This window comes from Muricoccus pecuniae, assembly GCF_014199205.1.
GTDB lineage: Bacteria > Pseudomonadota > Alphaproteobacteria > Acetobacterales > Acetobacteraceae > Roseomonas > Roseomonas pecuniae.
On record NZ_JACIJD010000025.1, the window covers coordinates 1 to 17,126 of the forward strand.

Annotated in this window: 16 protein-coding genes; 13 read left to right on the forward strand and 3 right to left on the reverse strand. The window is 70.0% G+C overall.

The window, feature by feature from the left end:
- Positions 1-230: 230 nt before the first annotated feature.
- The 3 genes from FHS87_RS19540 to FHS87_RS19550 all read left to right on the forward strand — a co-directional run bounded on the left by FHS87_RS19540 (position 231) and on the right by FHS87_RS19550 (position 2,656).
- Positions 231-1,574 carry an IS1380 family transposase gene (locus tag FHS87_RS19540; protein ID WP_184521074.1) on the forward strand — a complete coding sequence of 448 codons (1,344 nt, stop codon included), beginning with the start codon at positions 231-233 and terminating at the stop codon, positions 1,572-1,574.
- Positions 1,575-1,757: 183 nt separating this feature from the next.
- Positions 1,758-2,357 (forward strand): hypothetical protein, encoded by a 600-nt coding sequence (locus FHS87_RS19545; protein ID WP_075822883.1) that lies wholly within the window; start codon positions 1,758-1,760, stop codon positions 2,355-2,357.
- Between the two features lie 32 nt (positions 2,358-2,389).
- The gene (locus tag FHS87_RS19550; RefSeq protein WP_139323398.1) at positions 2,390-2,656 is read left to right on the forward strand and encodes a hypothetical protein; all 267 of its coding nucleotides are present in this window, start codon (positions 2,390-2,392) and stop codon (positions 2,654-2,656) included.
- A 54-nt stretch (positions 2,657-2,710) separates the two neighbouring features.
- Here the strand turns inward: FHS87_RS19550 and FHS87_RS19555 are convergent, their stop codons facing one another.
- Together FHS87_RS19555 and FHS87_RS19560 are read right to left on the reverse strand one after the other, a co-directional pair.
- Positions 2,711-3,013 carry a hypothetical protein gene (locus FHS87_RS19555; protein ID WP_075822881.1) on the reverse strand — a complete coding sequence of 101 codons (303 nt, stop codon included), beginning with the start codon at positions 3,011-3,013 and terminating at the stop codon, positions 2,711-2,713.
- Positions 3,010-3,741, reverse strand: a complete 732-nt coding sequence (locus FHS87_RS19560; protein ID WP_075822880.1) for a ParA family protein — start codon at positions 3,739-3,741, stop codon at positions 3,010-3,012. Before FHS87_RS19560 ends, FHS87_RS19555 begins: the two co-directional genes overlap by 4 nt.
- Positions 3,742-3,945: 204 nt before the next feature.
- On the opposite strand from FHS87_RS19560, the gene FHS87_RS19565 reads away from it, so the two are divergent.
- The 3 genes from FHS87_RS19565 to FHS87_RS19575 all read left to right on the forward strand — a co-directional run bounded on the left by FHS87_RS19565 (position 3,946) and on the right by FHS87_RS19575 (position 5,566).
- A complete protein-coding gene (locus FHS87_RS19565) occupies positions 3,946-4,194 on the forward strand; it encodes a hypothetical protein (protein ID WP_126281748.1) in 249 nt (82 codons plus the stop codon).
- Positions 4,195-4,345: 151 nt separating this feature from the next.
- A complete protein-coding gene (locus tag FHS87_RS19570) occupies positions 4,346-5,221 on the forward strand; it encodes a DUF932 domain-containing protein (protein WP_075822879.1) in 876 nt (291 codons plus the stop codon).
- 72 nt (positions 5,222-5,293) lie between these two features.
- Positions 5,294-5,566 (forward strand): hypothetical protein, encoded by a 273-nt coding sequence (locus tag FHS87_RS19575; protein WP_075822878.1) that lies wholly within the window; start codon positions 5,294-5,296, stop codon positions 5,564-5,566.
- Between the two features lie 616 nt (positions 5,567-6,182).
- On the opposite strand, the gene FHS87_RS19580 is transcribed toward FHS87_RS19575, so the two are convergent.
- A complete protein-coding gene (locus FHS87_RS19580) occupies positions 6,183-6,635 on the reverse strand; it encodes a MerR family transcriptional regulator (RefSeq protein ID WP_075822877.1) in 453 nt (150 codons plus the stop codon).
- A 1,052-nt stretch (positions 6,636-7,687) separates the two neighbouring features.
- Here FHS87_RS19580 and FHS87_RS19585 point away from each other — a divergent pair.
- From FHS87_RS19585 to FHS87_RS19615, 7 genes are all read left to right on the forward strand, one after another.
- Positions 7,688-9,010: a TolC family protein gene (locus tag FHS87_RS19585; RefSeq protein ID WP_184521075.1), complete on the forward strand. Its 1,323-nt coding sequence runs from the start codon at positions 7,688-7,690 to the stop codon at positions 9,008-9,010.
- Positions 9,010-10,260, forward strand: coding sequence for an efflux RND transporter periplasmic adaptor subunit (locus FHS87_RS19590; RefSeq protein ID WP_184521076.1), 1,251 nt, complete (start codon positions 9,010-9,012; stop codon positions 10,258-10,260). The genes FHS87_RS19585 and FHS87_RS19590 overlap by 1 nt, the downstream gene beginning before the upstream one ends.
- A 13-nt stretch (positions 10,261-10,273) precedes the next feature.
- Positions 10,274-13,516, forward strand: coding sequence for an efflux RND transporter permease subunit (locus tag FHS87_RS19595; protein WP_075823236.1), 3,243 nt, complete (start codon positions 10,274-10,276; stop codon positions 13,514-13,516).
- Positions 13,517-13,585: 69 nt separating this feature from the next.
- Positions 13,586-13,963 carry a hypothetical protein gene (locus tag FHS87_RS19600; protein ID WP_184521077.1) on the forward strand — a complete coding sequence of 126 codons (378 nt, stop codon included), beginning with the start codon at positions 13,586-13,588 and terminating at the stop codon, positions 13,961-13,963.
- 181 nt (positions 13,964-14,144) lie between these two features.
- The gene (locus FHS87_RS19605; protein WP_184521078.1) at positions 14,145-14,951 is read left to right on the forward strand and encodes a response regulator transcription factor; all 807 of its coding nucleotides are present in this window, start codon (positions 14,145-14,147) and stop codon (positions 14,949-14,951) included.
- Positions 14,939-16,303, forward strand: a complete 1,365-nt coding sequence (locus tag FHS87_RS19610) for a sensor histidine kinase (RefSeq protein WP_184521079.1) — start codon at positions 14,939-14,941, stop codon at positions 16,301-16,303. Before FHS87_RS19605 ends, FHS87_RS19610 begins: the two co-directional genes overlap by 13 nt.
- Before the next feature lie 136 nt (positions 16,304-16,439).
- Positions 16,440-17,072 (forward strand): hypothetical protein, encoded by a 633-nt coding sequence (locus tag FHS87_RS19615; protein WP_184521080.1) that lies wholly within the window; start codon positions 16,440-16,442, stop codon positions 17,070-17,072.
- The last annotated feature ends 54 nt before the right edge of the window (positions 17,073-17,126 follow it).

Sequence of the window (17,126 nt, forward strand, 5' to 3'; positions counted from 1 at the left end):
ACCTGCTTGACCCGCGGCCACAGCCCGCGGGACATATCCCCGCACGGGTCAGTTCTCGATGAAAACCCCGGGTCAGTTCTCAGCGAAACTCAACAGCCGCGTCCCTAGCCGCTCTTATTCATCACGGGCCTACGGTGCGGCTGGCGGGCGTGGCGTAAGCTGCTGATTGCGTTTACGGACTTGGGTGTCGAGACCAATCCGCAGCAGCATCAGGCCGCGCCACACCCGCCATGGATGACGATACGACCGAGCCCTTCGGCTTTCCAGCGATCGGCCGCAAGAAGGTGGTCGCCGCCTTCGACGGCGGGCGGCTGACCTCGGATGGCGGGGTAATGCTGCTGGCCGCGGCCGAGCGACAGCTTGGCATTTGCGATCGGCTGGCGGCGCTGATCTTCGACCCGCGCGACCCGGCGCGGGTGGTCCACCCATTGGCCGACATCCTGCGAGCGCGGATCCTGGCGATCGCCTGCGGCTATGAGGATGCCGACGACCTCGACCACCTGCGCCGGGATCCCGGCTTCAAGCTGGCCTGCGGTCGCCTGCCCGACAGCGGGCGGGACCTGTGCTCGCAGCCGACCATGTCGCGCTGGGAGAATGCGCCCTCCCTGCGCGAGGTGGTGCGCCTGATGCGGGCCATGGTGGACCTCTACTGCGCCAGCTACCCGAAGCCGCCCGCGGCGGTGACGTTGGACATCGACGACACGGTGGACGTGGTCCACGGGCGCCAACAGTTGTCGCTGTTCAACGCCCACTACGACGAACGCTGCTTTCTGCCCATCCATGTCTACGACACCGCGACCTCCCGCCCGGTTATGGTGCTGCTGCGGCCGGGCAAGACCCCCTCCGGCGCGGAGATCCGGGGCCATCTCCGCCGTCTAGTCCGGCAAATCCGGCGCCACTGGCCGAGCACCCACATCACCCTGCGCGGCGATGGGCACTACGGCCGCCCGGAGGTGATGGCCTTCTGCGAGGCGGAGGGCATCGACTACGTCTTTGGCCTGCCAACCAATGCCGTGCTGCGGGCCGCCGTCGAGGACGCGGCCGACGACGTGCGGGTCCGCCGTGCCGAGGAGAATGCCCCGGTGCTGCGCCGCTATGCCGAGACCCACTATGGCGCCAAATCCTGGGGCAAGCAGCGTCGGGTGGTTGCCCGCATCGAGGCCAGCACCCAGGGCCTCGATATTCGCTTCGTGGTCACCAGCTTCACCCGCGGCAGCGCCGAGTGGGTCTATGACGCCCTATACTGCGCGCGGGGACAGGCGGAAAATCTGGTGAAGCTGCACAAGGCCCAACTCGCCTCCGATCGCACGTCTTGCCGCTCACCGCTGGCCAATCAGGTCCGTCTGGTCCTGCACACCGCCGCCTACTGGCTGCTGCTGACCCTGCGCGACCGCATTCCCACGACGCATGAGTTGGCGGCTGCCGAGTTCGCCACCCTCAGGCTACGCCTGCTCAAAGTGGCGGGCCGGGTCATCGAAACCGCCAGCCGGGTCCGCCTCGCCTTCGCCGCCGCCTGCCCGCATGCCGTGCTGTTCCGCGGCCTCGCCCGCAGCTTCCATCCGGCCGGACCATAAGCAACGGGGCTAGTGCCCCACCAATCCTCTCGCCCAGCAACTTCCAACGCCGCCCGTCAGGCCCAACCACCCCGCCGCAAGCGGATGCAGCCGCGTGCCGAACGCTCAAGTCAGCCTGCCAGGACGCCCTACGCTCCAACCCGGTGAATAGGACGGGCTAGTGCCGATCCGGTCCTGGATTCCGTGAGCACGACGACTGCGGCGGCGCCCTCGGACCCGCGCGCAGCGATCGGCCGCGCGCGGGCCGATCTGCGCCTCGCGGCCTCGAAGGCGCAACTGGAGGGCGACCCGCTCGGCCCGGTTCTCGAGGCCTTCGGGGCCAGCCTCGGCGCCATGGGCGAAGTGCTGGACCACGCAGAGTCTAGCCGGCAGCCGCTGGACGCTTCAGCGCAGGCCGAGATGACGCGCCAGCTCGTGAAGGCATGCCGGGCCGACTTCGTGCGCCAGGCCGGCGCGCAGTCCCGGCGTTTGGCCGTGCTGTCGGGCGCCGGGGCGGCGGTGCTGCTGCTGGGCGCGCTGGGCGGCGGCTATCTGTGGGGAAGATCGACGGAGGCGGCGGAAGTGCGCGAGGCCACGGGCATTATCCGCGCCGCGCTGTCGGACGGCTCGGCCTCGGCTCGGGCGTGGGCCGACGCCATCCGCCGCAATGACCTTGTAGGCCTCCTGTCGCGCTGCGAAGGGCGGGCGGTTTGGGCCGATGCCGCTGGCCGGCGGGCCTGCGCCGTGCCGCTGTGGCTGGATGAGGCGCCACCGCCGGCGGCGCCGGCGGGGCCACGCTCGTAGTGGCGGCGCCTTTCCCACGGGCGATCCGCGGGGTGGGCTCTGCACTCCGCGCCGCTGCCTGGCTGCTGCTCGCCCCGCTGCTCTACCTGGTGCGGGGACCAGCGAGGGTCTTGCTGGCCGTGATGGGCTTCCTGGGCATCGTATGCGCCTTCGCGGGCCTCCTCGGCATCCGCTCCGCACTCGACGCGGGGCAACCGCTCTGGGAGCCGCTTGGCATGATTTGGGGTGGTGGGGCTGTTGGGATGCTCTGCCTTGGGCTGCGCGCGCGCATTTCCCGCATGTGGAATGACTATGACTGACAAGCGCCAAGCTGTCTTGCGTATTACTGCTTTACGCAAGACGGCTTTGCGGTTCTAACCCCGCCCACGGCGCCTGGGCTGGGGCCGTTCCTCTAAGTCATGGCTGGATACCTGCACGCCATGCTTGGCCAGGGCTTCCGCGATCACGCGCCGCTGCGTCGTGCCCTTTTCGATTGCGAAGCGGGCCAGGGCTTCCAAGGTACCTTCCGTCATCCGGACAGACAGGACAGCCGGCTTGTCGTCGCCCTGGCGTTGGGCAATGGCCGGCGGCTGCTGCGGTGCGGCCTCGCCGGCTGCCCGTAGCATCTCGTCAGGGGAAATGGGCGGCGCTGGCCTGGTGCTCTTGAGGCCCTTCAACGGTGCGGCTCCTGTGTCTTTACGGCTTTCGTCTTTACGTCTTGCGCCTTTACGCCATGTAACTTGGCGCTCGGCGTCTTTTTCTTTCCAGCCGCTGAGGGATTGCCCGGCAGCCACCCCAGCTCCCGCAGCTCGTCGACCAGGGCTGCCGCCTCTGCTCCCGCCTTCCCAGCTGGCATCCGCCCTGAGAAGCCCATTTCCCCATAGGCCACTAGGTCAGACAGGGAGGCGGCTAGTTTTGGCAGGGTCGCTGCCTCGGCCGCAGCGTGTTTGGAGAGTGCCGTCGAGGACCGCACGCGGTTGAGAACAACACGGGCAGGTATCTCGCGGCGGGCTGCCGATGCAACGCCGGCCACCAGCTCAACGGTGCGGGCGGCCTCGGTCACGTCGCCCTCCCCCGGCACCATGGGGATCAGCACCCCGTCTGCCGCCGTCATGGCAACGGTCGCGGCACGGTTGCCGAAGCCAGCTGTGTCCACCACTACCACCTCAGCCTCCTGGGCCATCCGATGGATCAAATGGGCCAGCTTCGCCTCGTCCGGTTCGTGGTGGCAGACAAAGGCGGCTCCCTCGTAGAGCCTGGATGCCCATCGGGACAGGCCGGCAGTCGGGTCGGCATCGAGCACGGCAACGCTCACCCCCCGCGCCGCGAGGGTGCCCGCGATGATCTGGGACAGCGTTGTCTTGCCTGGCCCACCCTTTGAGCTGGCAACAGTGATGATCGACATGGTGGCTCCAACCGCATGACGCCGTGCGTCAAGTTAGCAAGCGTCAATACGGCTTGACTACAACGTACGTCGCCATGCGTAAAGCGTATTACGTCTGTACACTTGGCGCTGGACACCTCAGTAGGGCCTTCCCCATCCGAGGGCATCGTGGTTGTTTAGTTCTTTAATTTATAAACCACCATGAATGTTCTCCAGGATCCCAGTATGTCAGACAGCTCTAGCCCCGACGCCAAGGCCACTGGCACCCCGGTCAAGCGCCGCCCTGGCCGCCCGGCCGGCGGTGACATGGCGCAACTGACGCTCCGTATTCCGCGCGCGCACCTGCTCGCCCTCACAGAGGAAAGCGCCCGTCGTTCGATGGAGACGGGCCGCAATGTCACGCCGCAAGCCATCATCGCAGGCATGATCGCGGCCAGCATTGCCACCAAGAACGAGAGCACACCGGCGGCGTAGAACCCTACGCCGCCGCAACAGACAAGGTCACGGACCCGTTACCATATAAATGAATTTTTTAATTTAAAAACGTTGACCGGTGGATTGGGTCGGGGTAATGTTCCTCTCAGCCGAGGCGCTTCGCTTCGGCGGTTAGAGCAAGGCGCTCCGCATGACGTTCTTCCGTTCTTCTCGTTCCTTCGGTTCCACCCGCGCCGCGATGGGCGCTAACCCACTGTCAGACGGGGAGCTAATGCAGCTCGCCCCGTCTGCCTTCGCGACAGAGGCCCATTCCTCCCGCTCCGCGCGCTACGCCTATATCCCGACTGCGGACGTAATCGCGGGTCTGCGACGCGAAGGCTTTGTGCCGGTGCTGGCGCGGCAGACCCGCCCGCGCGACGCCGACCGCAGCGGCCACACCAAGCACCTGATCCGCTTCCGCCACGAGGGTCAGGCAAGCCAGCCGCGTCGCGTCGGCATGACCTTTCCGGAAGTCGTGCTCATCAACTCCCACGATGGGACCAGCGCCTACCACGTCACCGCAGGCGTGTTCCGCCTCGCCTGCCTCAATGGGATGGTGGTGTCGGCCGGGCCGGAACGCTCGGTAAAGGTGCCGCACAAGGGCGACGTAGTGCGCCAAGTGATCGAGGGCAGTTACGAGGTCCTCGGCGCCTCGCGCCAGGCCATTGAGGCCGCTGATGCCTGGGCCAGCGTCGCCCTTAATTGCGAGGAACAGAACATCCTTGCGGAAGCCGCCCGCGTGATCCGCTTCGGAGACGAGGAGGGCAACGTCGCCTCCCCAATTCAGGCGGAACAGTTCCTCACCGCCCGCCGGGCGGCGGACACAGGCGCGGACCTGTGGAGCACCTTTAACCGGGTGCAGGAAAACACCATTCGCGGCGGCCTCCAGGCTTGGGGCAGGGACGGTAACAACCGCCCGCGCCGCATCACCTCGCGCGAGGTTACGGGAATCGACCAGGACGTGAAGCTCAACCGGGCGCTGTGGATGCTGGGCGAGCGCATGGCGGCCCTCAAGAGCGCCGCCTAACCAGTGGGGGCGGGGAGCGATCCCCGCCCTTCCTTCCGCCCTTGCGTGCCACCCCGTCGAAAGCTCCGCACTATGGATTTCCACGCTCTGCCTATCCTGGGCATTTCGCTCGTACTCAATGACGATGCCGGCAACGGCCTGGCGCTCGGCACCAGTTCAGAAGATCCCGCCTACCTCCTTGCCGTGGTCGAGGATGCCGCCGGCCGCGCCATCATCTGCAACCTGATCGACGGTGAGAGCGAGGCGCTGTTGCTGGCCATGCTGACCGAACGCGCGGCCGTGCGCGCCGCCGCGGCGATCCCGCCCTATCGTGCTACACCGGGCGCCGCTGGGGCCTCGTCGTGACCGCGTTAAGGTGGTGCGGGCAGGCTTCGGCCCGCCCTCGCTGCCCCGCTCTGTGCTTCGCCGCTGGCCGCCTCCGGGCGGCCTTCTACGTTGCGGCCGGTGCCGTCGTTGGGTCATTACCGTCCGTATGGCTATGTCCCCATCCCGCTTCGCCGAGTGCCTGGAAACGATCGGCTGGACCAAGCGCGGCCTCGCACGCCGACTGAACGTGGGGCAAGCGGCGGTGCGCCAGATGGCCAACGGGCGGCACGAGATCCGCGACGACTTCGGCGGATGGTTAGAGGGGTTGGCAGCGGTCCATGCGCCGCTGTCGCCCGAGCTACGCGAGTTTTCTGACCAGATGGGGTGCGATAGGGGGGAGTGGGTGCGCTATCCCCGTGGCATACGGCCCCTATCTGACGAGGAGGCGGCGGCGCTGCGCCGCGTCGCGGAAGCGCACGCTGCGATGCCTTGGCCGCCAGGATGGCGGGGCGGCACTGTGAAGGACGATAATACAGACTCGTAATTTGGCCGAACCTGAAAAGATCAGGTGTTGCGCTCCACTCGCCCGGCCGGCTTCGCCGGCCTGCCGTCCTCGATCCATCGATACTACCACGACATCGTAACGATATATCGCTCAGCCCAGACGTGACGCCGGCTCCCCATGTATGGGGACAGTACAGTGCCCATGCCCAAAGTCCGCCAGTGTCTCGATGATACGGCACTCCTCCACGTGGCCGCCCACGCACTGGCTGGCCATCCGCTGCAATTCCGATCGCAGCGCCTCGAGGCGCTTCATCCGGGCGTCCACCTCGGCGATGTGGGCCATGGCGATGGCGTGTGCCGCCGAGCAGTCCGTCCCGGGCCGGTCGGCGAGGTCGAGGAGGGAGCGGATGTGCTCCATGGAGAAGCCGAGTTCCCGGGCATGGCGGATAAAGCCGAGCCGCCGGAGGTGGGCATCCCCGTAGGAGCGGTGCCCGCCCTCGGTTCGGGCGGGAGGAGGCAGCCAGCCCTCGGCCTCGTACCAGCGGATCGTGGTCGCCTTCACGCCGGTCAGCCGCGACAGCTCGCCGATCGTCAGCCTCGCCATGGTATCTCCTCGGTCAGGGCCATCCTGGAGGATATGGGGCCTCGGTGACACCGTACCTCCCTGCTGGCTCCCTGGCCTGCCCTGCAAGGCCGACAGGGGGGTGGGACAAGATGTCCCCCCGTCTCCCGATGACACCGGATTACAGCTGCGTTAGACTTGGGCAGCATGCTCGCCCTGCCGACATCGCTGGCCGCCAGGATCCTTCGCCGAGTGCTCTCGGTGATGATGTGCGCGCTCATGCTCCTGTCTCTGGCGGTCTCGGCGGATGCTGGTGCCCCTACGGTCACGAGTCCGCCCGCGCTGGTCGAGTTGGTTCTCATGGACGCTGGCTCTGGTGACGAACCCCTGCAGCCGGACTCCCTGCCGTGTCACTCAGCCCACCACCTCTGCGGCAAGGTAACCCCGCTCCCGCCGATCCTTGCGGCCGGGGCGCCTGCGGTCGTCCATCCTGAGTTCAAGCCGGTCCCGGTGCCGGACCGGCTGCTGCCCTCCGGCGTGACCGAACTGCCGCCAAGACCACCTCGCGCCTGACGGAACACGCCTTCCTGCTGGTCCGGCCCGCCCATCCCTGAGGGCGGCGGTGCCCGGCCCGTTCGCGGTCCGTCATTCCAGGTACCTCCATGTCATTCAGCACTGCCCGGCTAACGGCGCTCCATGCCGTCATCCCTGAGGCCGCCCTCGCCCAGGGCACCCGGCCACCCGTCGCCTCACCCACCGCCTGCATCGTCCCGGCGGCACCTGGGCTTCCCCGAAGGCTCCCTGGCCTTGGGCCCCGCAGGCGCCCGTTCAGCCATGCTTCCACTCCGACGGCGTCTTCCAACGCAGAATGGCCCTTGAACCTCCAGTCGCTAGAGGCCCTATCTGCCGAGCCATCGACGGGAGATCACCTGGTGGATGGCGCGCGAGACGAAGGACAGAGGCGGCACGTGTCCCTGGAGACACGGGGAGCAAACCGCTCCTGGGCCGCGGCTGGAATCTCGGTGGCCGCCTCCCATCCCGCGGACTTCAGTGGCGCCACGGTGGGTGCCCTGGCCCGGCGGTGCGGGGCGACAATGATGCTCAGCGTTGCCCGGCTCGCGGCGGTTCTCGCCGTCGTCCCGGCCCTGGCCTTCGGACAGGACGCCCGTCCGCCTGTTGCGCCCCTCACCATCCTATCGCCCCAGCAGGCGGTCGAGGCCGCACTCACCGTCTCCCCCGCTCTCCGCGGCGCCGGGGCGGCCCGCCAGGCCGTGCAGGCCGACGCCCTCCAGGCACGGCTCCGGCCCAACCCGGAACTGAGGGGCAGCTTCGAAAACTTCGGCGGCTTCGGTGGCCGCCAGGAGAACCGGGCCTTCCGGACCCTGGAGAGCACGGTCGGCCTCGCCCAGCGCATCGAGCTCGGCGGCAAGCGCTCCGCCCGGATCGATCTTGCTGCCCGCAGCGGCGAGGTCGCCGCGCTCGACTTCACCGGCGTCCGGCTGGAGATCGCCCGGGAGGTGGTGACGGCCCTGGCCACCGCAGAGGCCGCCCGGCGGCTCGTCGGCGTCGAGCGAGAGCGCGCCCGCCTGGCAGCCGAGACGCTCCGGGCCGCTCGCGCCCGGGTCGAGGCAGGCCGGGATCCGTTGCTCCAGGCCGAGCGGGCCGAGGTGGTCCGGGCCACGGCCGACATCGCCGCCGAGCGTGCCCAGCGCGAGGTCGACATCTCCCTAGCCGACCTTGCCGTGCTCATCGGGGTGCCCCGGGTCGAACTCGCCCCTCGCCAGGCTTGGTTCGACGAGATCGGTCCCAATCCCGGCCGCCCGGTTCCAACGGACCCGCTGGCTCGTCTCTCGGGTAGTCCCGAGCTGGCCCGGCTGGAGGCGGCGATCGCCCAGCAGCGGGCGAACCTGACCCTCCAGCGCGCGACCGCCGTGCCTGACGTGACCATCTCCGGGGACGTGCGCCGCTTCGGCGACAGCAACGAGACGGCCTTCGTCGCGGGCGCCTCCATCCCGCTGCCCTTCTACGATCGGAACCAGGGCGGCATCGCCCGTGCCCAGGCCGAGGTGACCCGCGCCGAGGCCGAGGCCGATCGGGGGCGCAGCGTTCTCGTCGCCACCCTCGTCGCGGCCGAGCAACGCCTGGCCCTGGCCTGGCGGTCGGCCGACACCCTTCGGCGAACGGCACTGCCCTCCGCCGAGCAGGCGGCCCGGTTCGCCACCCTCGGCTACGGCGAGGGGCGCTTCAGCTTCCTGGAGGTCCTCGACGCCCAGCGGGCGCTCTCCGACACCCGCGCCCAGCTCGTGGAGGCCATCCAGGCCTTCCATGCCCTCCGTGCCCAGGTGCAGCGCCTGCGCGGCGACCTGCCCGCCGTCTCCCCCCAGCCCGTGAACGCCCCGAACGGGAGTGCCCGCTGATGCTCCGCATGACCTTGCTGGCAGGCGCCGCCATCGGCGGCCTGGCCCTGTCTGTCGCCTACCCGTCCATCCCCGAGACCGCCCGAAGCCTCCTCGGGATGCAGTCCACCGCCACCGGAGCAGCCCGCGCCGCCGCTCCCGCCGCTGCGCCAAAGGGGGACGGCCACGGCCACGCCGAGGGCGAGGAACACGGCGAGGAAGGCCGCATCAAAATGACGGCCGAGCAGGTCGAGGCCGCGGGCATCCGGGTCGCGGCCGTCCAGGGCGGTGTCCTGGTGACCCGTGCGGCGGTCCCGGGCGTCCTCGCCGCGAGCCAGGACCGGCAGGCACGGGTGACGGCCCGCCTCGGCGGAATCGTGGCCGAGGTCCGCAAGACCCTGGGTGAAGAGGTCGCGCGCGGCGACATCCTGGCCGTGCTGGAGAGCCGCGAGGTTGCGGACGCCAAGGGCGAGTTCATGGCCGCCACGCGCGCGGCGGCCCTGGCCGAGACGACGCTGGCCCGCGAGACCCGCCTCTGGCGCCAGAAGATCTCCGCCGAGCAGGAGTTCCTCCAGGCCCGGACCGCGGCGGAGGAAGCCCGCATCAAGGTGGACCTCGGCCGCGCCCGGTTGGCCGCACTCGGCCTGTCGGACGCCGAGGTCGCCGCCTTGGCACGCCAGCCCGCTGCCACGCTCCGCCGCCTGGAGCTGCGGGCGCCCATGGCCGGGCGGGTCACCGCCCGCAACGCGGTGCTGGGCGCCTCCGTGGCCGCGGACGCCGAGGTGTTCGCGGTTGCCGACCTCTCGGTCCTCTGGGTCGAGCTGACCATCCCGCCGCGGGACCTGCCCATGGCGCGCCAGGGCCAGACGGTGCTCGTCACCGGGGAGGGCGAGGCACGCACCGAGGGCAAGATCGTCTTCCTCAGCCCGGTCCTGGATCCCGAGACCCGCTCGGCCCGAGCGGTCGCCGAGATCGCAAATCCCGAGGGCGTGTGGAGGGCGGGCGGCTTCGTCACCGCCCACCTCTCCACGGCCGAGCAGCAGGTGGACGCGCTGGTTCCGCGCGACGCCGTGCAGGAGGTCGAGGGCAAGAAGGTCGTCTTCGTGAGGAACGAGGAGGGCTTCGAGCTGAGGGAGGTGGAGACCGGGCGCGAAGACGCGAACGGCTACGAGGTCATCTTCGGGCTGGACCAGGGGACGGAGATCGCGGTGGCCAACGCCTTCTCGCTCCGGGCCGAGCTGAGCAAGTCCGAAGCCGGGCACGCGCACTGAAAGCCGCCCGGACATGATTGGACCCATCCTCGACTTCTCCGTCCGCAACCGCTGGACGGTGGTGCTGCTGGCCCTCATCGCGGCCTGCATCGGCGCATGGTCGGTCACGCGGCTGCCCATCGACGCCACGCCCGACATCACCAACAACCAGGCTCAGATCAACACCCTCGCGCCCTCGCTCTCGCCCTACGAGATCGAGAAGCAGGTCACCTTCCCGATCGAGACGGCGCTGGCGGGCATCCCCGGGCTGGAGAGCACGCGCTCCATCTCCCGTAACGGCTTCAGCCAAGTCACGGCGGTCTTCACCGAGAGTACCGACATCTACTTCGCCCGCCAGCAGGTGCTGGAGAGGCTGATCGAGGCACGGGAGGCCATGCCGGAGGGGGTAGAGCCGCGTCTAGGCCCTGTCTCCACCGGCCTCGGCGAAGTCACCATGTGGACGGTGAACTTCGCGCCCAGGAAACAGGGCGATGTCGTGCCGGACGGCCAGCCGGGATGGCAGGCCGACGGCAGCTACCTGACCCCTGAGCGCGAGCGCCTGGCCACGGAGGCGGACCGGGCCACCTACCTCCGAACGGTCCAGGACTGGATCATCCGGCCACAGGTCCGGAACGTGCGGGGTGTCGCGGGCGTGGACGCCATCGGCGGCTACACGAAGCAGTACGTGGTCCAGCCCGACCCGGCCCGCTTGATCGCCCTGGGACTGAGCTTCTCCGACCTCTCGACGGCCATCGAGCGGAACAACGTCTCGACCGGCGCGGGCTACGTGGAGCGGGGCGGCGAAGGACTCGTCGTCCGCTCCGGCGGCCGGGTCACGAGCGTGGCCGAACTCGAGCAGGTGGTCGTCGCCACCCGCGAGGGCGTGCCCATCCTGCTGCGTGACGTCGGGCGGGTGACCATCGGCCAGGCGCCGCGGACGGGCAGCGCCAGCGGCAACGGGCAGGAGATGGTGGTCGGCACCGCCCTCATGCTCCTCGGCGAGAACTCCCGAATTGTCGCGGAGGCCGTCCACGCCAAGGTGGACGATCTCCGGCGGACCCTGCCGCGGGGCGTCGAGGCGGTCACGGTGCTGGATCGCGGTCTCCTGGTGGATGCCACCATCCACACCGTCGCCAAGAACCTCGGCGAGGGCGCGCTGCTGGTCATTGTCATCCTGTTCCTGATGCTCGGGAACATCCGGGCGGCCATCATCACCGCCCTGGTCATCCCGGTGACGATGCTGCTGACTGCCTTCGGCATGGTCCGGGGCGGCATCTCGGCCAACCTGATGTCGCTCGGCGCGCTCGACTTCGGCCTGATCGTCGACGGCGCCGTCATCATCACCGAGAACAGCCTGCGCCACCTCGCCGAGCGCCAGCACGAGAAGGGACGCCTGCTGACCGTCGCGGAGCGCCTCCAGACCGTGGCGGACAGCGCCAAGGAGATGATCCGGCCCTCGCTCTACGGGCAGGCCATCATCATCCTCGTCTACGCGCCGCTCCTGACCTTCACGGGGGTCGAGGGCAAGATGTTCATCCCGATGGCGTTGACCGTCATCATCGCCCTGGTCTGCGCCTTCATCCTCTCCCTGACCCTGGTCCCGGCCCTCATCGCCATCTGGATCAGCGGCCGGGTGCAGGAGAAGGACGTGGCCATCGTCCGCGGCCTCAAGCACGCCTATGCCCCGCTCCTAGGCGGCGCGCTGCGCGCCCCGTTCCCCGTCGTCGCGGCGGGCGCCCTCCTCTTCGTCGCCTGCCTCGGCCTGTTCTCCCGGCTCGGGCAGGAGTTCATCCCGACGCTGGACGAGGGCAACCTCGCCATGCAGGCGCTCCGCATCCCCAGCACCTCCCTGCAGCAGTCCCAAGCCATGCAGTCGGTGCTGGAACGCCGCATCTCCCGCCTGCCCGAGGTGCAGGTCATCTACTCGAAGACGGGTACGGCGGAGGTCGCCTCCGACCCGATGCCGCCGAACGCCTCCGACACCTTCATCATCCTCAAGCCCCGCTCGGAGTGGCCCGATCCGTCCTTGCCGAAGGCTGAGCTGGTCCGGCGCATCGAGGCGTCGGTCGCGGGCATCCCCGGCAACGCGATGGAGTTCAGCCAGCCCATCCAGATGCGCTTCAACGAGCTGCTGGCGGGCGTGCGCGGCGACCTTGCCGTGAAGGTGTTCGGCGACGAGTACGGCCCGATGCTCCAGGTGGCCGGGCAGATCTCGAACATCCTGAACGGCATCGACGGCGCCGAGGACGTGAAGGTGGAGCAGGCGACGGGCCTGCCCTTCCTGGAGATCACGGTGAACCGGGCGGAGGTGGCACGCCGTGGGCTGAGCGTCGCCGACGTCCAGGCCGTGGTGGCCACCGCGGTCGGCGGACGCGAGGCGGGAATGGTCTATGAGGGGGACCGCCGCTTCGCCATCGTGGTGCGGCTGCCGGAGAACCTGCGGGGCAACTTCGAGACGCTCCGCAGCCTGCCGGTGCCGCTGCCGCCCGTGGCCGGGCGCCCGGCCGCCTCGGTGCCCCTGCAGCAGTTGGCGACTCTCCGCGTCGTCGAGGGGCCGAACCAGATCAGCCGCGAGCAGGGGCGGCGCCGGGTGGTCGTCCAGGCGAACGCCCGAGGCCGGGACATCGGCTCCATCGTGGCCGAGGCCCAGGCGCGGGTGGAGCGCGAGGTGCAGCTGCCGCCCGGCTACACCGTCACCTGGGGCGGGCAGTTCGAGAACCTGGCCAAGGCGCGCGAGCGGCTGACCATCGTGGTGCCCGCCTGCTTCCTGCTGATCCTGGTGCTCCTCTACGCGGCCCTGGGCTCCGTGCGTGACGCGCTGGTGGTGTTCAGCGGCGTGCCGCTGGCGCTCTCGGGCGGCCTGCTCGCCCTGTGGCTGCGGGACATGCCGTTCTCGGTCCCAGCGGCCGTCGGGTTCATCGCGCTGTCCGGCGTGGCGGTGCTGAACGGGCTGGTGATGGCGACCTCCATCAAGGACCTCATCCTGCGGGGCCACCTGTCCCTGCGGGACGCGGTCTACCAGGGCGCCATGACCCGGCTGCGGCCCGTGGCCATGACCGCCCTCGTCGCGTCGCTGGGCTTCGTGCCCATGGCCATCGCGACCGGCCCCGGGGCGGAGGTCCAGAAGCCGCTGGCGACCGTCGTCATCGGCGGCCTGATCACCGCGACGCTGCTCACCCTGCTGGTGCTGCCCGCCCTGTACGTGATGTTCGGCCGCGTGCAGGCGCCCGCGACCGAGGAGGCGCCCGCCCGGGCGGGCCACGCCCCGGCCGAGTGAGCGTGCCGGTGGCCGCCGGGAACGGCGGCCACCGGGTTCGACCAACCCCAGTCACCAAGGATCTATGACATGCGCAGGACCATCCTCGCGGCCATCGCGGCCGCCGCACTCTCCACGGGCGCCCTGGCCCAGCAGGGTCACAGCCACGGCGACCAGGGCCCGCACGGCGGCAAGATGCAGGACGTGGTGGGCGTCCACGCCGAGCTGCTGACGTCCGAGCGGACACTGACCGTCCACCTCTACGACGAGGCCGGAAAGCCCGTCCCCGCGGCGGGCTACACGGCCTCGGCCCTGGTCGGCTCGGGGCAGTCGCGCCAGGTCGTCCAGCTGGCACCCGGCGCGGAGAACACGATGACCGGGGCCGCCGCGAGCCCGGTCGCCCGCGGAACCTCTGTCACGCTGCAGATCAAGAACCCCGCCGGTCGCAGCGGCCAGGCGCGGTTCTGAGGCGGCGGCCCGTGTGATCGCCCGCCCGACCGGGCGGGCGCCTGCCGCCGTGCAGCTCCGCGCGGCGGCGAAGGCCTGAGGATCATCTCATGGCGATGCAATCGAAGGACCCCGGGGCCCTGGACGGGCCCCGGCGGGACATGAACGTCCACGCCGCACCGCGGGTGGCCGGAGGCGCAGGATGAACGAGAGAAACCCGGGCAGTGCGGGGAGCGAGCCGCCGTGCGGCACGCCGACCCAGACCGAGCCGCCCCTGTACGGCGAGGGGCGCCACGTCCTCGTGGTCGAGGACGACGAGGAGATGCGGAAGCTCCTGCTGTCGCACCTCCGCCGCAGCGGCTTCCGCGCCAGCGGGGCGCGGGACGGCGTCGACATGGAGCGGCTGCTCGTCTCCGCGCCCGTGGACCTGATCCTGTTGGACGTGATGCTGCCGGGCCGGTCCGGTTTCGAGCTCTGCCGCGAGCTGCGGGCACAGGGCGACATGCCCATCATCATGCTGACCGCCCTCGGGGAGACCTCGGACCGCGTGACCGGGCTGGAGCTCGGGGCCGACGATTTCATTGTGAAGCCGCCCGAGCCGCGCGAGCTGGTGGCCCGGATACGGGCGCTGTTACGGCGGACCGACGGCAAGGAAGGACATGCCGGGACGCCGAGGCGCGAGATCGCGCACTTCGCGGGCTGGTCGCTCGACACGAGGCGACGTGAGCTGTTCCAGCCCGACGGGGTGGGCGTCGACCTGACGGGGGGCGAGTACGACGTCCTGCTGGTCTTCGTGGAGCGGCCGCAGCGAATCCTCACCCGGGACCAGCTCCTCGACCTCGCCCGCAACCGCCCCTACGGTGGCCTCGGCCGCTCCATGGACGTCCAGGTCAGCCGCCTGAGGTCCAAGCTAGACTCCCTTCCCGGTGCCGAGGCGCGCCCGTCCCTCATCAAGACGGTGAGGAACGCCGGGTACATGTTCACGAGCCCCGTCGAATGGACCGGCTGAGGAGGATCCTGCCCGAGACGCTCGCGACCCGCACGGTCGCGGCCCTCCTCATCGGCTTCGCGGTGCTGTTCGGCGCCATGGTGGTCGTTCACGACTACCTCCTCCGCCACGCCGTCGACTGGAGCACGGAGGAACTCCTGTCCCAGCGGCTCGCGACGCTCCTCGACGCCCTCGCGGCCGCCCCGCCCGGCGCCCAGGACAGCATCGCGCGGGCGATGTCCCGGCCGGGCCTCGAAATCAATCCCCTGGCCGAGCAGACCCCCGTCGCGGGCGGCACGCTGAACGCCGCCGCCCGGCGGATCTCCGAGCGCACCCAGGCCCTGGTCGCGGTCGCCGGGAACTTCCGGGTCGATGCGGGACGCGTGGATCCGGCCAACGGGCACCTCATCGGCATCGCGGCATCCGCCCGGCTCGGCGACGGCTCGTGGGTCGACATTGAGATGCGGACCTTCGACCTGCTCTCGGCGGAGCTGAAGGCGCTGTACCTCTACGCGGGCGCCTTCGGGCTGGCGCTGCTCGTCGCCGTCGGGCTGGCAGCCCGGGCCGTGGCCTCGCCCGTGTCGGCCCTGGCAGGTGCCGTCTCCCGGATGGATCCCGCGGGGGAGGTAGAAGCCGTGGAGACGACTGGACCGCGGGAAGTGCGGCAGCTCGCCGACGCGCTCAACGGGATGGCCAGGAGGACACGCGACGCCTTTCGGCAGCGCACGCTCGCCCTGGGCGCACTGTCCCACGACCTCATGTCGCCCATCACGCGAATGCGCCTCAGGGTGGACGACCTCCGGCCCGAGGTGAGCGACCCGCTCCGCCGTGACCTGGCCGAGATGGAGACGATGGTCTCGGACGTCCTGGCCTACCTGCGCGGCGGGGATGGCGGCGAGATCGCCCGCCCCCTCGCGATCGCCGCCCTGGTCCACAGCATCACCGACGAGTTCGCCGATGCCGGGCAGGCCGTCGAGGATCGCGGGATGAACAGGCGGGCCATAGCGACCGTGCGCCGGGTCGCGCTGAAGCGGGCGGTCACGAACCTCGTCGCCAACGCCTTCCGGCACGGCGAGCGGCCATGGGTGGAAGTGGAGGCCACGGAGGATGAGGCCGTGATACGGGTCGGCGACCGCGGTCCCGGGATTCCTGCCGAGGACCTGCCCCGCGTGACCGAGCCTTTCTTCCGGGGCGATCGCGCCCGGACCAGCGGGGGCGGCAGCGGCCTCGGCCTCGCCACCGCCCGGGCCATCGCCGAATCGCACGGCGGGCGCCTCGAGATCACGAGCGAGCCGGGCAGGGGAACCGTCGCCACCATCCGCCTTCCCGTGGACGTCCCGACGCCCGGCCAGAAGGCGAAAACCAAGCAATAAGTTTTCCGGGTCGTTGCTGGCTGTTTCCGGGTTTCATCGTGTTGTTTCCACGCGGGCGCAGCGGGACAATGCTCGTTGTCAGTGCATTTCGGCCTTGCACAATCGGCGGCGCAGTATCGCCCCGAGGAGACTTCCAATGCCGAAGTTCATGACACCCGTCGCGCTTGTCGGCGCTACCCTGACGCTCGCGGCCTGCTCCGCCGGGCAGGTGGCCTCGACGCCGCCCACCACCACGGCGCTGAGCGGCGTCGTCTGCCCGCCAGCCGGGACCGTTGCGGTGCGCGACGACGGCGTTCGCGTCCGCTACGCGGGCGCCGATCCGAACGATCCGGCCGTCTGCCTGGTCCGCACGCAGCAGGGAACCGCCCGGGCACTCGGCGGCCTCCTGACCACGCACCCCATGAACGAGGGCATCCGCCGCCAGGCGCTGGCGTCCCTGTTCCCGCTCGCACCGGGACGCTCGTCCACGGCGCGGTACCAGCTCGTCAACCAAGCCTTCCGGCCCGACATGCAGCCCGTCCCCTTCGAGGAGAGCTTCCGCGTCGTCGGCGAGACGGTCTTCCAGACGGAGAGCGAGGAGCGCCCGGCGTGGGCCGTGGAGGGCACGTTGAGGAGCATGCTGGACACCTCCTTCGTGTTGCACTCGACCTACACGATCGACAAGGAAACCGGGGCGATCCTGGCGCAGGCTGGCACGAGCAGGGCGGGAGCGGTGTATTCGGCCCGGCCGTGGCGCGTCACCGAGCTGACCCTGCCGACCCGCCGGTAGTCCGGCGTTCGATGGCCCGGCCGTCCGTACCGGACGGTCGGGCCTGAGGGCGAC

Excerpts from the sequence above, each read along its gene's own strand:
- FHS87_RS19540 (WP_184521074.1), top strand. The coding sequence starts at position 231 with ATGGATGACGATACGACCGAGCCCTTCGGCTTTCCAGCGATCGGCCGC.
- FHS87_RS19615 (WP_184521080.1), top strand. The coding sequence starts at position 16,440 with ATGCCGAAGTTCATGACACCCGTCGCGCTTGTCGGCGCTACCCTGACG.
- FHS87_RS19580 (WP_075822877.1), bottom strand. The coding sequence starts at position 6,635 with ATGGCGAGGCTGACGATCGGCGAGCTGTCGCGGCTGACCGGCGTGAAG.
- FHS87_RS19575 (WP_075822878.1), top strand. The coding sequence starts at position 5,294 with ATGGATTTCCACGCTCTGCCTATCCTGGGCATTTCGCTCGTACTCAAT.
- FHS87_RS19590 (WP_184521076.1), top strand. The coding sequence starts at position 9,010 with ATGCTCCGCATGACCTTGCTGGCAGGCGCCGCCATCGGCGGCCTGGCC.
- FHS87_RS19560 (WP_075822880.1), bottom strand. The coding sequence starts at position 3,741 with ATGTCGATCATCACTGTTGCCAGCTCAAAGGGTGGGCCAGGCAAGACA.
- FHS87_RS19570 (WP_075822879.1), top strand. The coding sequence starts at position 4,346 with ATGACGTTCTTCCGTTCTTCTCGTTCCTTCGGTTCCACCCGCGCCGCG.
- FHS87_RS19605 (WP_184521078.1), top strand. The coding sequence starts at position 14,145 with ATGAACGAGAGAAACCCGGGCAGTGCGGGGAGCGAGCCGCCGTGCGGC.
- FHS87_RS19565 (WP_126281748.1), top strand. The coding sequence starts at position 3,946 with ATGTCAGACAGCTCTAGCCCCGACGCCAAGGCCACTGGCACCCCGGTC.
- FHS87_RS19595 (WP_075823236.1), top strand. The coding sequence starts at position 10,274 with ATGATTGGACCCATCCTCGACTTCTCCGTCCGCAACCGCTGGACGGTG.
- FHS87_RS19610 (WP_184521079.1), top strand. The coding sequence starts at position 14,939 with ATGGACCGGCTGAGGAGGATCCTGCCCGAGACGCTCGCGACCCGCACG.
- FHS87_RS19600 (WP_184521077.1), top strand. The coding sequence starts at position 13,586 with ATGCGCAGGACCATCCTCGCGGCCATCGCGGCCGCCGCACTCTCCACG.
- FHS87_RS19585 (WP_184521075.1), top strand. The coding sequence starts at position 7,688 with ATGATGCTCAGCGTTGCCCGGCTCGCGGCGGTTCTCGCCGTCGTCCCG.